The sequence below is a fragment of the Rhodococcus sp. Z13 genome (genome assembly GCF_025837095.1).
Classification (GTDB): domain Bacteria; phylum Actinomycetota; class Actinomycetes; order Mycobacteriales; family Mycobacteriaceae; genus Rhodococcus; species Rhodococcus sacchari.
The window spans coordinates 1,256,006-1,268,696 of sequence record NZ_CP107551.1; the positions used below are offsets into that span (position 1 = coordinate 1,256,006).

Genomic DNA, 12,691 nt, shown 5'->3' on the forward strand with positions numbered 1-12,691 from the left:
CGTAGCGATCCCGACAAGGAGGATCCAGCGATCCACATGACCCGAACCGTTCCCGAGTACGACGCCCCGGCGCTCGACGACGCCCTCGAGGCGGACCTGAGCGGCACCGCGGCGTTCGATGCCACCGGGGACCGTGCGGCCATGCCGTCCTGGGACGAACTCGTCCGAGAGCACGGCGACCGCGTCTACCGCCTGGCCTACCGGCTGTCCGGAAACGCCCAGGATGCCGAGGACCTGACCCAGGACACCTTCATCCGCGTGTTCCGGTCCCTGCAGAACTACCAGCCCGGCACGTTCGAGGGCTGGCTCCACCGCATCACCACGAACCTGTTCCTCGACATGGTCCGCCGCCGGAACCGCATCCGGATGGAAGCCCTGCCGGAGGACTACGATCGGGTACCGGCCCCCGGGCCGAACCCCGAGGAGATCTACCACGACGCACGTCTCGGCGCCGATCTGCAGTCCGCACTGGACTCGTTGGCCCCCGACTACCGCGCCGCGGTGGTGCTCTGTGACATCGAAGGTCTGTCCTACGAGGAGATCGGTGCCACACTGGGGGTGAAACTCGGTACGGTGCGTAGTCGCATCCACCGAGGCCGCCAGGCACTCCGCGAGTACCTGCGCGAGCACGGGAAGGTCGAAAACGGTCGCGTCGATGCGGGGTAGCCGCCGGGAGGTAGTGATGACGATGGTGCAACCACCTCGCAGGTTCGGTTCCACGGAACATCTCGCCAGCGAGGCCGTTGCGGCATTCGTCGACGGCGAGCTCCGCATGAACGCCTACCTCCGCGCCGCCCAGCACCTGTCGCTGTGCCCGGAGTGCGCCGCCGAGGTCGAGGCCCAGCAGCAGGCTCGTCACGCCCTGCGCGCGGCCGCCGACCACGTGCCCACCATGCCGAGCTCGCTGCTCGGGGCCCTGAGCAACATCCCCATGCATCTGTGCGATCCGGCCGGTTCCGATCCCACCCGGGCGCCGCAGGCCGACGACTGGTTCGGTGCGCGCCGGTGGTCGATCCGCCGCCGCCGGTGAGTGGACGGGCGATCACCGATCACCCGGCGTCATCGGTGATACTGGGCTGCGTGACGGACCGAGACGGGGGAGACGGACACGCGTGACGGCGGAATCTGCGCAGGACACCGGACGACGGACCACCGACGACCCTCGTGACGGCGAGGAGCTTCCGCACGCCTCCGAGGGCCGCCCCGGCACCTCCACACCCGCGGGCCGCCCGCAGGCGCCCGCGACGGACGCCGATCTGATCCCCGACGGCGCGATCCCCCGTCCCGCGGATGCGCCCCGCCTCGAACCGCGGCCGGTCTACCGGCCGGCGATCGACCCGGCCTCGGCGCAGGTCTTCGGCCGCCCCGAGGGCGCCGAGGGTTCCTTCGGTCCCGCGGAGGGCCCCCGGCTCCCGGACCCCGCCCTCCGTCAGGTCCCGCCCCCGGACGCGATCCTCGCCGAGGCCTACGGCCGTCCGGCCGACACCGCCGAGACGCTGCAGCGCCCGCCCGCGGAACCGGCCCCCGAACCGGACGACGACGTCGACGCCGATCCGTGGCGCGATCCCGACGCTCCCGTGCGCCTCGGCCCGCCCCTGCCCGGTGAGACGCAGGACGGCCCGCTGCCGCCCGCACCCCGCCTCACCCTGCGCGAGGTGCTGTTCGACCGCCGCGTCGAACCCCGCGCCCTGGCCACCCTCGCCGCCGTCGCCGTCGTGATCGGCATGGTCGGTGGGCTCGTCGTGGCGCTGGCGACCTCCGACACCGGATCTCTCACCAGCCGCGGAGTGACCCTGTCGCAGTCCTCCGGCGACGACGAACTGCCCAGCGGCGCGGTCGCGCGGGTTGCCGACGCGGTGCTGCCCGCCGTGGTGTCGATCCAGGTGGCCGTCGGAAACGACGCCGGCACCGGCTCGGGGGTCGTCATCGACGGCGCCGGCTACATCGTCACCAACAACCACGTGATCTCCATGGCCGCCGACAACCCCGACGCCAAGGTGCAGGTCACCTTCGACGACGGCACCAAGGTCCCGGCGTCCATCGTCGGCCGCGACATCAAGACCGACCTCGCCGTGCTCGCCGTCGAGGATGTGGACGGGCTCGTCGTCGCCGAACTCGGGAAGTCCGACGACGTGCAGGTCGGGGAGGACGTCGTCGCCGTCGGGTCGCCGCTCGGACTGAGCAAGACCGTCACCCGCGGCATCGTCAGCGCCCTGCACCGGCCCATGCGGCTCAGCGGTCAGGGCACCGACACCGACGCCGTGATCGACGCCGTGCAGACCGACGCCTCGATCAACCCCGGCAACTCCGGCGGACCCCTAATCGACATGGAGGGCCGCGTCATCGGCATCAACTCGGCGATCAAGTCCGAGACCGGCGGGTCGGTGGGCCTCGGCTTCGCCATCCCCATCGACGACGTCACCGCCGTCGCGCAGGAGCTGATCCGCACCGGCGAGATGCACCACCCCGACATCGGCGTCAACGCCCGCTCGGTGGTCAACGACGTCGCCAGCGGCGCGGAGATCGCCAACGTGCGGCAGGACAGCCCCGCCCAGCGCGCGGGGATCGTCGAGGGCGACGTGATCGTCAAGGTCGGTGACCGGGAGGTCACCAGCGCCGACGAACTCGTCGTCGCGGTCCAGCAGCAGAAGATCGGCGAGCCGGTCACCGTCCAGCTGGTGCGCAACGGCCGCCTCGTCGACGTCCAGGTCACCCCGGCGTCCGACTGACCCGGGCGCCGCGAGGGTGTGACCTTGCCCGTCGGTGCTGCGATCCGGCGGCGACCACGTACTCTGGATGCGTGTTCGGCAACATCGGTTGGGGCGAGTTCATGGTTCTGCTCGTGGCTGCCCTCGTGGTTCTGGGTCCCGAGAGGCTGCCCGGCGCCGTCTCGTGGGTGGCGAAGTCGCTGCGGCAGCTTCGCGAGTACGCCACGGGCGCGCGGGAGCAGCTCAAGAGCGAACTCGGCCCGGAGTTCGACGATCTGCGACAGCCGCTGTCCGAACTCAACCAGCTGCGCGGCATGACGCCCAAGGCCGTCATCACCAAGCATCTGCTCGACGGCGACGACTCCATCTTCACCGGCGACTTCGACAAGTCCTCGAAGCCCGGAGGCACGGGAGCGGGCATGCCGCGGCCGAACCTGTCGAAGCCCCTCGGGCCCGACGAGAAGCCCCCGATCGATCCCGACGCGACCTAGCGTCGAGCATTCCCACGACGAAGCCCCTCACCGTCCGGTGCGGGGCTTCGTCGTGGCAGAAGAGTCACAGGTGCCGGGTGGTGTCGATGCTCAGCGACATGCCCGCCAGGCCACGCTTGCGGACGGCCAGCTTGTCGGCGATCTCCCGGAGCGCCGTCCCCGGGGCCGAGTCGGGCGCGGAGAGCACGATCGGGGTGCCGGCGTCCCCGGCCTCGCGGATCGCGGGATCGAGCGGGATCTGGCCGAGCAGCGGCACCGTGGCGCCCACGGCGCGGGTGAGGCGCTCGGCGACGGCCTGGCCGCCCCCGGAGCCGAAGACGTCCATGCGGGTGCCGTCGGGCAGCTCGAGCCAGGACATGTTCTCCACGACACCGGCGATGCGCTGACGGGTCTGCAAAGCGATCGAACCGGCGCGTTCGGCGACCTCCGCGGCGGCCTGCTGCGGGGTGGTCACCACGAGGATCTCGGCGTTCGGGATCAGCTGCGCGACGGAGATGGCGACGTCGCCGGTGCCGGGCGGCAGGTCGAGCAGCAGGACGTCGAGATCGCCCCAGAACACGTCGGCGAGGAACTGCTGCAGCGCGCGGTGCAGCATCGGGCCGCGCCACACCACCGGGGTGTTGCCCTCGGTGAACTGCGCGATGGAGATCATCTTCACGTCGTGCGCGATCGGCGGCATGATCATCCGCTCCACCTGTGTGGGCTTGGCGGAGGTACCGAGCATGCGGGGGATGGAGTGACCGTAGATGTCGGCGTCGAGCACACCGACGGACAGGCCGCGCGCGGCCATCGCCGCGGCGAGGTTGACCGTCACCGACGACTTGCCGACGCCGCCCTTGCCGGACGCGACCGCGTATACGCGGGTGAGCGAGCCCGGCTGCGCGAACGGGATGACCGGTTCGGTGGAGTCGCCGCGCAGCTTCTTGCGCAGTTCGGTGCGCTGCTCGTCGCTCATCACGTCGAGCGTCACGCGGATCTCGCCGACCCCGGCGACGTCGGCGACGGCCTTGGTGACACGGTCCGAGATCTCGGTGCGCATCGGGCACCCCGCGGTGGTCAGGTAGACCGCGATGTCGACGCTGTCGTCGGCACCGATCTCGATGCTCTTGACCATGCCGAGATCGGTGATGGGCTTGCGGATCTCCGGGTCCTGTACCCGTGCGAGCGCACTGCGGATGTCGGACTCACTGACTGCCATGACGCCCATGGTAGGTGGCGGGCGGGGTGACGCCGCCCGGCAGGTCCGTCGTCAGTGGATGCGGGGCAGGTCGGCGGGGCTCGGGTCGATGCCGGTGGAGTAGGCCGTGGACCACGCGAGCACGTTGGCGACGTACGCCATCGAGTTGTTGTAGCGGTGGATCGCCTTGGTGGTGTCGGCGAGATTGCGCATGTCCAGCCCGCCGTCGCACAGGTACTTGGCGGTGGTCAGCGTCGAGTCGTAGAGGTTCTGCGGGTCGGAGACACCGTCGCCGTTGCCGTCGCCGGCGTACTGCGTCCACGTGGTGGGGATGAACTGCATCGGGCCGACCGCGCGGTCGTAGACCGTGTCGCCGTCGAGTACGCCGCCGTCGGTGTCGGTGATGACCGCCTGGCCGGGCAGGCTGCCGTCCAGCGGCAGGCCGATGACGGGCTCGAGCAGGTTGCCCTTGTCGTCGGCGCGCCCGCCGTTGGCGTGCCCGGACTCGACGCGACCGATGCCGGCGAGGAGCGTCCAGTGCATGCCGCAGCCGGGGTTCTCCTCGGCGAGGACGCGTTCGGCGTTGCGGTAGGCGGCGTAGTTGATGCCGGGGATGCCGAGCGGGCCCTCCTCGAGGACCTCGGGCTCGGGGGCCGGGGCGGGAGCCGCCTGGGAGGCCGCCTTGAAGGTGCGGACGGGCGCCGGTTCGGGCTCGAGCATGATCGTCTGCGCCGCGGCGACGGCCTGCGGGATCGACACGGCAGTCTCGGTGTCGGAGGACGACGCCGTCGGTTCGGTCTCGTGCTGTTGCACACCGAGCAGTGCGCGCGGGGAGGCGCCGGCCGTGGTGGCGGCCGCGGCGACCAGGCCGACCGGTACCAGACCCGTCATCGCGATCACGGAATTGCGCCGGAGCTTCGAATCCGATGGTTTGGCGTGGCGGCCCACTGGTTGACAACCTCCCTGGGGCATCTCGGCACGAGACACCTTCGTTACATAGCCGGGCCGAGGCTACATGATCCGATGTTCTTCCGTTACTCAAACGTGATGTAACGGCGGGACACGGACATATCCGTGTCCCGTTCGTGCTGATGAGAGGGAGGTCGGCCGAGTCGAGGCCGTGATGTGACTTCGAGCACACCTGGGTTTGCCGGGTGTGCGGGGCTTCGGTCAGCGGATCATTCGCAGAAAGTCGGTACGAGACACGGCAATTCGGGCAGTTCCGGCAATGCGGGCGCTGCCGGCTGCGGGGGCGCGGCCGGAGCCGGCTCGGCACCCGTGCCCTGCGCGTCCTCCGGCTGCGCGTCCTCCGACTGCGGAGCGGGCGGCTGCTCGGCGGGCGGGGTGGCCTCCGGCTGCTCCGCCGGCGAGGTCCCGGTGCTCTGCGCGACCACCGGTGCCGACGCCGCGACGTCCACCGGGATCGGGCGCGCGGGCAACGGCGCCAGATCCGCGGGCGCGACCTCGGCGGCCTTCGCGTAGGCCGCCGACCAGGCGCGCACGTTCGCCAGATACTGCGGGGACGGGTCGAACAGGGCCACGGCTCGGGCCTCGCCCTCGGGCTCGCGCAACCGGCCGCCCTCGGCGCACATCCACGCGCCCGCCGCGAGGGTGGAGTCGAAGACGTTCTGCGGGTCGGTGGCGCCGTCGGCGTTGCCGTCCTTCGCGAACCGCTCCCACACTGCCGGGGACAGCCGCATCGGGCCGATCCGGCCGTCGGGGGTGACCGACGGGGTGGTGAGCGTGCCCACCACGTTCGTGCGGCCGCCGTCGGCGTGCCGGGAACCGAGCCGGCCGATCGCGGCGAGCAGGTGCCACGGCAGCCCGCACTCCGGCTCGTCGATGTTCAGCTGCATCTCGGCGGCGCGGTAGGCGTAGAAGACGAGTTCGGGGATCGCGAGGGGGCCGTCGCCGAGCACGGCCATGCCGCCCGCGGCCTCGATGGCCTCCGGGGGCAGCTGGGCCAGCGGGTCGGTCTCGGGCTCGCCCTCGGTGCTGCGCGGCGGCTCGGCCTCCCGGGGCTCGCCCGGAATCAGCCCGACACCACCGGGCGCCGAGACCTCCTCGGCCTGTGCCACGGTGTCCACGACGACGGGCGGGGTCGACGACGCGGTCGCCGCGAGCCCGGCTGCGACGATCACCGGCACCGTCAGCGCGACCTTCCAGCGCACGCGATCACACTCCTTCCGCCGGTCCGCACGAATCGGCTGTGACGAAGGTTACAGAACCGGTGACGACTGTGTGCAACCGCGGGTCCCGGGCATCCGCGATCCCCCTCAGCGCCGGGGAGCGCGCGACCGGGAGCCCGGCTCGTCCTCGTTCTCGTCGTCGACGAGCAGCGCCCGCAGGTCGTCGAGTTCGCGCCGCAGGTAGTCGCGGGTCGCGACCTCACCGACGGCCAGACGCAGGGCGGCGAGCTCCCGGGCGAGGAACTCGGTGTCCGCCTTGGTCTGCTCGGCGCGGGCGCGGTCCTCCTCGAGCGACACGCGGTCGCGGTTCTCCTGCCGGTTCTGCGCCAGCAGGATCAGTGGTGCCGCATAGGCCGCCTGCGTCGAGAAGGCCAGGTTGAGGAGGATGAAGGGATAGGGATCCCACTGCAGGCCCACCGCGGTGATGTTCAGGGCGATCCACACCACCACCACGATCGTCTGGATCGCGAGGTAACGGCCGGTCCCGAGGAAGCGGGCGATGGACTCGCTGACCCGGCCGACCGCCTCGGCGTCGAAGTTGAAGCGGAATCGGGAGGTCCGGGGCGTCTCGAGGCGGGAGCGGCCCTGGGTGCTGCGGTCACTCATCCTCGGTGTCCTCCTCACGCCAGTCCTCGGGCAGCAGATGGTCGAGCAGGTCGTCGACGCTCACCGCGCCCAGCAGGTGCCCCTCGTCGTCCACCACCGGGCCGCACACCAGGTTGTAGGTGGCGAAATAGCGGGTGACCGTGGTCAGGGCGTCGTCGGGTGCCAGGCGGGGCAGGTCGTCGTCGACGACTCCGCCGACCAGGGTGGCGGGCGGTTCCCGCAGCAATCGTTGCAGATGGACGCAGCCGAGATATTTGCCGGTGGGGGTCGCGGTGGGTGGGCGCACCACGAAGATCATCGACGCCAGCGCCGGGCTCAGATCGGGATTGCGGGCCCGCGCGAGTGCCTCCGCGACCGTCGTCGCCGGGGTGAGCACCACCGGCTCCGGGGTCATCAGACCACCGGCGGTGTCGGGGGAGTGCTCGAGCAGGCGACGCACCGGCTCGGAGTCCTCCGGGTCCATCCGCTGCAGGAACGACTCGGCGTCGGTCGCGGGCAGGCCGCCGAGGAGGTCGGCGGCGTCGTCCGGGTCCATCGCCTCGAGCACGTCGACGGCGCGGTCGAGACCCAGCTGGGCGAGCAGTTCGGTCTGGTCGTCGGCGGGCAGTTCCTGCACGATGTCGGCGAGCCGTTCGTCGTCGAGCGCCCCGGCGACCTCGATCCGGCGTTTCGCCGGCAGGTCGCGCAGCGCGTTCGCCACGTCCGCCGGGCGCATGTCCTCGAACTGCAGCAGCAGCTGCGACACACCCTGCCCGGGCATCGACAGGGCCTGCTGGGTCAGGCCGTGCACGTGCGCCCACTCCACGATGTGGATGGGGGCGCGCCGGGCCAGCCGCCCGCGCTGGCGGCGCACCGCGACCCGCGCGACCACCCAGTCGCGGGTGCGAGTCAACTCGATGCCCAGGTCCACGACCACCGCGTCGCTGCCGATCAGCTCGGGCAGCTCCGGGTCGTCGACCCGCACCCGCGAGTCGAGCACCTGGCCGAGGGCGAGCACCTCGGAGGGACGCTGCGTGAACCGGCGCAGACTCACGTTGCCGGTGACGAGGGTGACCGCGCCCGGCTCGATCGCGGTCACCCGCAGCATGGGAACGAAGATCCGCTTGCGCGTCGGCAGTTCGACGACGAGACCGAGCACGCGCGGCGGCTGGCGGCCGATCCGGATGGTGAGCACGACGTCGCGGACGCGACCGACCGATTCGCCGTCGGGGCCGAGTACGACGAGACCGGCCAACCGCGCGACGAACACCTTGCTCACTGCTGCCATGATTGCCAGGCTAGAGCGTGCCCACGCTGTCCCCTGAATGCGGAGGTCTTGTCAGGTCATGTCGTTTTCGTTCAGGCCCAGAAGGTCGGTCCTCGCCGTTCCCGGCAGCAGCCGGAAGATGATCGACAAGGCCAAGGGCCTTCCCGCCGACGAGATCTTCCTCGATCTCGAGGACGCCGTGTCGCCGCTCGCGAAGGAGCAGGCCCGCGCCACCATCGTCGAAGCACTCAACGAGGACGGCTGGGGCGACCAGATCAAGGTCGTGCGGGTCAACGACTGGACCACCGACGCCACCTACCTCGACGTGACCACCGTCGTCGGCGGGGCCGGGGCCAACCTGGACGCGATCCTGCTGCCGAAGGTGCCCGACGCCAGTCACGTCAAGGCCCTCGATCTGCTGCTGACGCAGGTCGAGAAGGCCCACGGTCTCGAGGTGGGCCGGATCGGCATCGAACCGCAGATCGAGGACGCCCTCGGCCTGACGAACATCAACGAGATCGCCACCGCCAGCCCGCGTGTGCAGACCCTCGTGTTCGGTCCCGCCGACTTCATGGCGAGCATCAACATGCGCACCCTCGTGGTGGGGGAGCAGCCGGAGGGCTACGACGTCGGCGACGCCTACCACCACATCCTCATGACGATCCTCATGGCGGCGCGTGCTCACGGCCTGCAGGCCATCGACGGTCCCTACCTGCAGATCCGCGACGTCGACGCCTTCCGCCGGTCGGCGCAGCGCACCGCGGCCCTCGGCTTCGACGGCAAGTGGGTGCTGCACCCGAGCCAGATCGAGGCGGCGAACGAGGTCTTCAGCCCGCGGCAGCAGGACTACGACAAGGCCGAACTGATCCTCGACGCCTACGAGTGGCACACCTCCGCAGCGGGCGGCGCCCGCGGTGCCGCGATGCTCGGTGACGAGATGATCGACGAGGCGAGCCGGAAGATGGCGCTCGTCATCGCCGCGAAGGGCCGCGCGGCCGGTCTGCAGCGCACGCAGAAGTTCGAACCGCCGACGGACTGACCCTCCGCAGAAAGAGTGCATATCGGGCGAACCGTCGCGGCGTGCCGTCCCGCCTCCGGGCAGAATGGAGACGACGCCGCGACGGTCGCCGCGCACGTGAAGGAGCCGAACGACATGACGAATCCCCTCGGACCCGGTCGTCAGCTGCCCGGTCTGCCGACCCCACCCTCGGGCTGGCCGGTCGGTTCCTACCCGACCTACGCCGAGGCGCAGCGTGCCGTCGACCACCTGGCCGACCAGAACTTCTCCGTCGAGGACGTGACGATCGTCGGCGTCGACCTCATGCAGGTCGAGCGGGTCACCGGACGGCTCACCTGGCCCAAGGTGATCGGCGGCGGCATCGTCTCGGGTGCCTGGCTCGGCCTGTTCTTCGGCCTGCTGCTCGGCATCTTCTCCACCGACTTCCTCGGCCCGCTGCTCGTCGGGCTCGTCGGCGGCATCGTCTTCGGTCTCATCTCGACCGCCATCCCGTACGCGGCGACCCGCGGCCAGCGCGACTTCTCGTCCACCATGCAGCTCGTCGCCGGGCGCTACGACGTGCTGTGCAAGCCGGCCACCGCGGAGCGGGCCCGCGACATCCTCGCCAAGCTCGCCCTCTGATCGTCTCGCGCTTCCCCGCTCGGTTGTCGGACGCGGCCACTAGGGTCGGGGACATGCCCGACCTCGACTCGGTCGCCGACGCCCTCTACGGGCTCGACCCAGGCGACTTCGTGGCCGCGCGTTCCGAGTACGCCGCCGAGGCGCGCAAGGCGGGTGACCGCGAACTGACCGCCGCCATCGGGCGGCTGCGCAAACCCACGGTCGCGGCGTGGATGGTCAATCTGCTCGCCCGCGAACGCGCCGACGAACTCGCCGCGCTGCTCGACATCGGCGCGGCCCTGCGTACCGCCCAGCGCCGGCTGTCCGGAAGCGAACTGCGGGCCCTGTCGGACCAGCGCCGCCGGGTGGTCGCCGCGCTGGAGAAGGACGCCGCCCGGCTCGCCGCCCAGCGGGGCCGCACCGTCTCCGAGGGTGCCCTCCGTGAGGTGGGCCGCACCCTCAACGCCGCGCTCGTCGACCCGGAGGTGGGCGAGCGCGTCCGGCAGGGCCGGCTCGACGCGATCATCGAGGTCGACGCCTTCGACCTGTCGGCGGTACCGCTCACCGTCGTCCCCGACCGGCCCGAACCGGAGGAGGACGAGGAGCCCGGATCCGGGGCCCGCGACGCCGAGATCGACGAGGCCGCCGCCGCGCTGGACGCCGCCCGCGACGCGGCAGTGGAGGCGCGCACCGCGGCCGCGGAAGCCGAGGACGAACTCGCCCGCCGCGAGGACGAGGTCGCCGAACTGCGCCGCGCCCTCGAACACGCCGAACAGAAGCGCACATTCGCGCGGCGTGCGGTGACCGAGGCGAAGAGCAAGGTGGTCGCCACGGAACGCGCCGTGGCCGCAGCCGAGGCGCGACTCGCCCGGGCACGGAACTGACGCCGCGTCAGGCCGTCCGCTCGACGAACCGTCGCTGCCAGGGCGTCTCGACCGCGCGCGGATGATAGTGGCGGCGCACGTAGTCGATCGCCTCGGAAGGTGTGAGGCCGTCCACGACGGCGAGGCAGGCCAGCGCCGTCCCGGTGCGTCCGCGGCCGCGCCCGCACGCGATCTCCACGCGGTACCGCCCGGCCCGCACCCACGCCTCGTACAGGACCTCCCGCGCCAGATCCGGGTCGCGGGGTGTGCGGAAGTCCGGCCAGCGGATCCAGCGCGACTCCCACTCCATCGGGATCGGGGGACCGGCGAGCAGATACACGCCGAAATCGGGGAGCTCCCCTTCCGGAAGCGACCGGTGCAATCCACGCCCGCGGACGAGCCGACCGGACGGCAACCGCAGCACGCCGGTCTCTGCTGGATCCCACTCGCGTCGCACGGGTGAAAACGTACTCCCCGAAGGCGACGGCATCGCGGTACGCGTATCGCTAGTGTCGGGATCATGACAGAGCGGACCGAACCCGAGATCCGGATCCTCGACACGGAAGCCGAACTCCGGGAGGCATCGGCCCTGTTCCGTACGGCGATGGTGGGGTTGCCGGCCTGGCCGGAGGTGCCCGACGGCACAGTGGACCGCTATCTCGAGTCTGGACGCACCTGGGGTGCCTTCCTCGACGGCAGGCTCGTCGGGACCGTCGACGCCACCTCCGGGCGGCTCGTCCTCCCCGGCGGCGCGCGGGTGCCGCACGCCGCGGTCACCCACATCGGGGTGCTGCCCACCCACACCCGCCGCGGTGTGCTCTCCGGACTCGTGCGCCGGCAGCTGCGCGACGCCCGCGACCGCAGTGAGGTCGTCTCCACCCTCCGCGCGTCGGAGGCGGTGATCTACGGCCGGTTCGGTTACGGCGTCGCCTCCCACTCCGTGGCCCTCGACGTCGAGACCCGGCGGGCGACACTGCGACCCGACGTCCCGGACTCCGGGCCGGTGCGGCTGCTGACCTATCCGGATGCGTGGGATGTGCTGGCGGCGATACATTCCCGGCACCTGCCCGACCGGCCGGGCATGATCGACCGGTCGGAGTACTGGTGGAACTCGCGGCGCTGGCGGGCCGACTCGCTCACCGACCCGATGTACGTCGCGGTACACGGGGAGCCGGGGGAGGAGAACGGATTCGTTCGCTACCACCCGATCGACACGCAGGCCTGGTTCACCAGCCGCGACCGGACCGTGGTGGTCGACGACTTCTTCGCACCCACCCCCGACGCCTACGTCGGGCTGCTGCGGTTCCTGCTGGGTCTCGATCTCGTGGACTGTCTGCGGTTCGTGGCGACCCCCACCGACGACCCGCTGCCGCTGCTGTTCCACGACGCCCGGGCCGTGCAGGTCCGATCGGTCTCCGATGAGACGTGGCTGCGCATCCTCGACCTCGACCGCGTGCTGTCCGCCCGCGCCTACCGCGGGGCCGGGACGGTCACGCTCGCGACGACCGACCGTCTCCTGCCCGAGAACGAGGGCACCTTCGTGATCTCGCCCTCCGGCGCGGGCCGTACCTCCGGGTCCGCCGACCTGACCGTCGACGTCGCGGACCTCGCCGCGGTGCTGCTCGGCGGGACCACCTGGCGCCGTCTGGCCGCGGCCGGTCGGGTCCGCGTGCACCGGTCCGGGGCAGTGGACGTCGCCGACATGTTGTTCGCGTGGCCCTGCGCGCCTTTCGCGGGTACGTCCTTCTGACCTGAGCCGGTCCTCCGGTGTGTTCGGCTCCCGCCGAAGGCGT

The 12,691-nt window shown here is 71.4% G+C and carries 14 protein-coding genes; 8 read left to right on the top strand and 6 right to left on the bottom strand.

What is annotated here, in order from left to right:
• Positions 1-36 precede the first annotated feature (36 nt).
• The 4 genes from sigE to tatB all read left to right on the top strand — a co-directional run bounded on the left by sigE (position 37) and on the right by tatB (position 3,199).
• On the top strand, positions 37-666 hold the full coding sequence (gene sigE, locus OED52_RS05835) for an RNA polymerase sigma factor SigE (RefSeq protein ID WP_264153727.1): 630 nt from the start codon (positions 37-39) through the stop codon (positions 664-666).
• A 16-nt stretch (positions 667-682) separates the two neighbouring features.
• The gene (locus OED52_RS05840) at positions 683-1,030 is read left to right on the top strand and encodes a zf-HC2 domain-containing protein (protein WP_318841911.1); all 348 of its coding nucleotides are present in this window, start codon (positions 683-685) and stop codon (positions 1,028-1,030) included.
• Positions 1,031-1,112: 82 nt separating this feature from the next.
• Positions 1,113-2,729, top strand: a complete 1,617-nt coding sequence (locus tag OED52_RS05845) for a S1C family serine protease (RefSeq protein ID WP_413247720.1) — start codon at positions 1,113-1,115, stop codon at positions 2,727-2,729.
• A gap of 71 nt (positions 2,730-2,800) precedes the next feature.
• Positions 2,801-3,199, top strand: a complete 399-nt coding sequence (gene tatB / locus OED52_RS05850) for a Sec-independent protein translocase protein TatB (RefSeq protein ID WP_264153729.1) — start codon at positions 2,801-2,803, stop codon at positions 3,197-3,199.
• Between the two features lie 64 nt (positions 3,200-3,263).
• Here the strand turns inward: tatB and OED52_RS05855 are convergent, their stop codons facing one another.
• The 5 genes from OED52_RS05855 to OED52_RS05875 all read right to left on the bottom strand — a co-directional run bounded on the left by OED52_RS05855 (position 3,264) and on the right by OED52_RS05875 (position 8,438).
• Positions 3,264-4,397 (bottom strand): Mrp/NBP35 family ATP-binding protein, encoded by a 1,134-nt coding sequence (locus OED52_RS05855; protein WP_264153730.1) that lies wholly within the window; start codon positions 4,395-4,397, stop codon positions 3,264-3,266.
• 51 nt (positions 4,398-4,448) lie between these two features.
• Positions 4,449-5,324 (bottom strand): lytic transglycosylase domain-containing protein, encoded by an 876-nt coding sequence (locus tag OED52_RS05860; RefSeq protein WP_264153731.1) that lies wholly within the window; start codon positions 5,322-5,324, stop codon positions 4,449-4,451.
• Between the two features lie 230 nt (positions 5,325-5,554).
• Positions 5,555-6,547: a lysozyme family protein gene (locus tag OED52_RS05865; RefSeq protein ID WP_264153732.1), complete on the bottom strand. Its 993-nt coding sequence runs from the start codon at positions 6,545-6,547 to the stop codon at positions 5,555-5,557.
• A gap of 105 nt (positions 6,548-6,652) precedes the next feature.
• The gene (locus tag OED52_RS05870; RefSeq protein ID WP_264153733.1) at positions 6,653-7,171 is read right to left on the bottom strand and encodes a DUF1003 domain-containing protein; all 519 of its coding nucleotides are present in this window, start codon (positions 7,169-7,171) and stop codon (positions 6,653-6,655) included.
• A complete protein-coding gene (locus OED52_RS05875; protein ID WP_264153734.1) occupies positions 7,164-8,438 on the bottom strand; it encodes a magnesium transporter MgtE N-terminal domain-containing protein in 1,275 nt (424 codons plus the stop codon). The genes OED52_RS05870 and OED52_RS05875 overlap by 8 nt, the downstream gene beginning before the upstream one ends.
• A gap of 58 nt (positions 8,439-8,496) precedes the next feature.
• On the opposite strand from OED52_RS05875, the gene OED52_RS05880 reads away from it, so the two are divergent.
• The 3 genes from OED52_RS05880 to OED52_RS05890 all read left to right on the top strand — a co-directional run bounded on the left by OED52_RS05880 (position 8,497) and on the right by OED52_RS05890 (position 10,919).
• On the top strand, positions 8,497-9,456 hold the full coding sequence (locus OED52_RS05880) for an HpcH/HpaI aldolase/citrate lyase family protein (RefSeq protein WP_264153735.1): 960 nt from the start codon (positions 8,497-8,499) through the stop codon (positions 9,454-9,456).
• Positions 9,457-9,570: 114 nt separating this feature from the next.
• Complete coding sequence (locus tag OED52_RS05885) at positions 9,571-10,056, top strand: YflT domain-containing protein (protein ID WP_264153736.1); 486 nt, start codon at positions 9,571-9,573, stop codon at positions 10,054-10,056.
• A 53-nt stretch (positions 10,057-10,109) separates the two neighbouring features.
• Positions 10,110-10,919: a hypothetical protein gene (locus OED52_RS05890; protein WP_264153737.1), complete on the top strand. Its 810-nt coding sequence runs from the start codon at positions 10,110-10,112 to the stop codon at positions 10,917-10,919.
• A gap of 7 nt (positions 10,920-10,926) precedes the next feature.
• Here the strand turns inward: OED52_RS05890 and OED52_RS05895 are convergent, their stop codons facing one another.
• Positions 10,927-11,355, bottom strand: coding sequence for a protein-tyrosine phosphatase family protein (locus OED52_RS05895; protein ID WP_264153738.1), 429 nt, complete (start codon positions 11,353-11,355; stop codon positions 10,927-10,929).
• A 63-nt stretch (positions 11,356-11,418) separates the two neighbouring features.
• On the opposite strand from OED52_RS05895, the gene OED52_RS05900 reads away from it, so the two are divergent.
• A complete protein-coding gene (locus OED52_RS05900) occupies positions 11,419-12,648 on the top strand; it encodes a GNAT family N-acetyltransferase (protein WP_264153739.1) in 1,230 nt (409 codons plus the stop codon).
• The last annotated feature ends 43 nt before the right edge of the window (positions 12,649-12,691 follow it).

Excerpts from the sequence above, each read along its gene's own strand:
- sigE (WP_264153727.1), top strand. The coding sequence starts at position 37 with ATGACCCGAACCGTTCCCGAGTACGACGCCCCGGCGCTCGACGACGCC.
- OED52_RS05840 (WP_318841911.1), top strand. The coding sequence starts at position 683 with ATGACGATGGTGCAACCACCTCGCAGGTTCGGTTCCACGGAACATCTC.
- OED52_RS05855 (WP_264153730.1), bottom strand. The coding sequence starts at position 4,397 with ATGGCAGTCAGTGAGTCCGACATCCGCAGTGCGCTCGCACGGGTACAG.
- OED52_RS05870 (WP_264153733.1), bottom strand. The coding sequence starts at position 7,171 with ATGAGTGACCGCAGCACCCAGGGCCGCTCCCGCCTCGAGACGCCCCGG.
- OED52_RS05875 (WP_264153734.1), bottom strand. The coding sequence starts at position 8,438 with ATGGCAGCAGTGAGCAAGGTGTTCGTCGCGCGGTTGGCCGGTCTCGTC.
- OED52_RS05880 (WP_264153735.1), top strand. The coding sequence starts at position 8,497 with ATGTCGTTTTCGTTCAGGCCCAGAAGGTCGGTCCTCGCCGTTCCCGGC.
- OED52_RS05885 (WP_264153736.1), top strand. The coding sequence starts at position 9,571 with ATGACGAATCCCCTCGGACCCGGTCGTCAGCTGCCCGGTCTGCCGACC.
- OED52_RS05890 (WP_264153737.1), top strand. The coding sequence starts at position 10,110 with ATGCCCGACCTCGACTCGGTCGCCGACGCCCTCTACGGGCTCGACCCA.
- OED52_RS05900 (WP_264153739.1), top strand. The coding sequence starts at position 11,419 with ATGACAGAGCGGACCGAACCCGAGATCCGGATCCTCGACACGGAAGCC.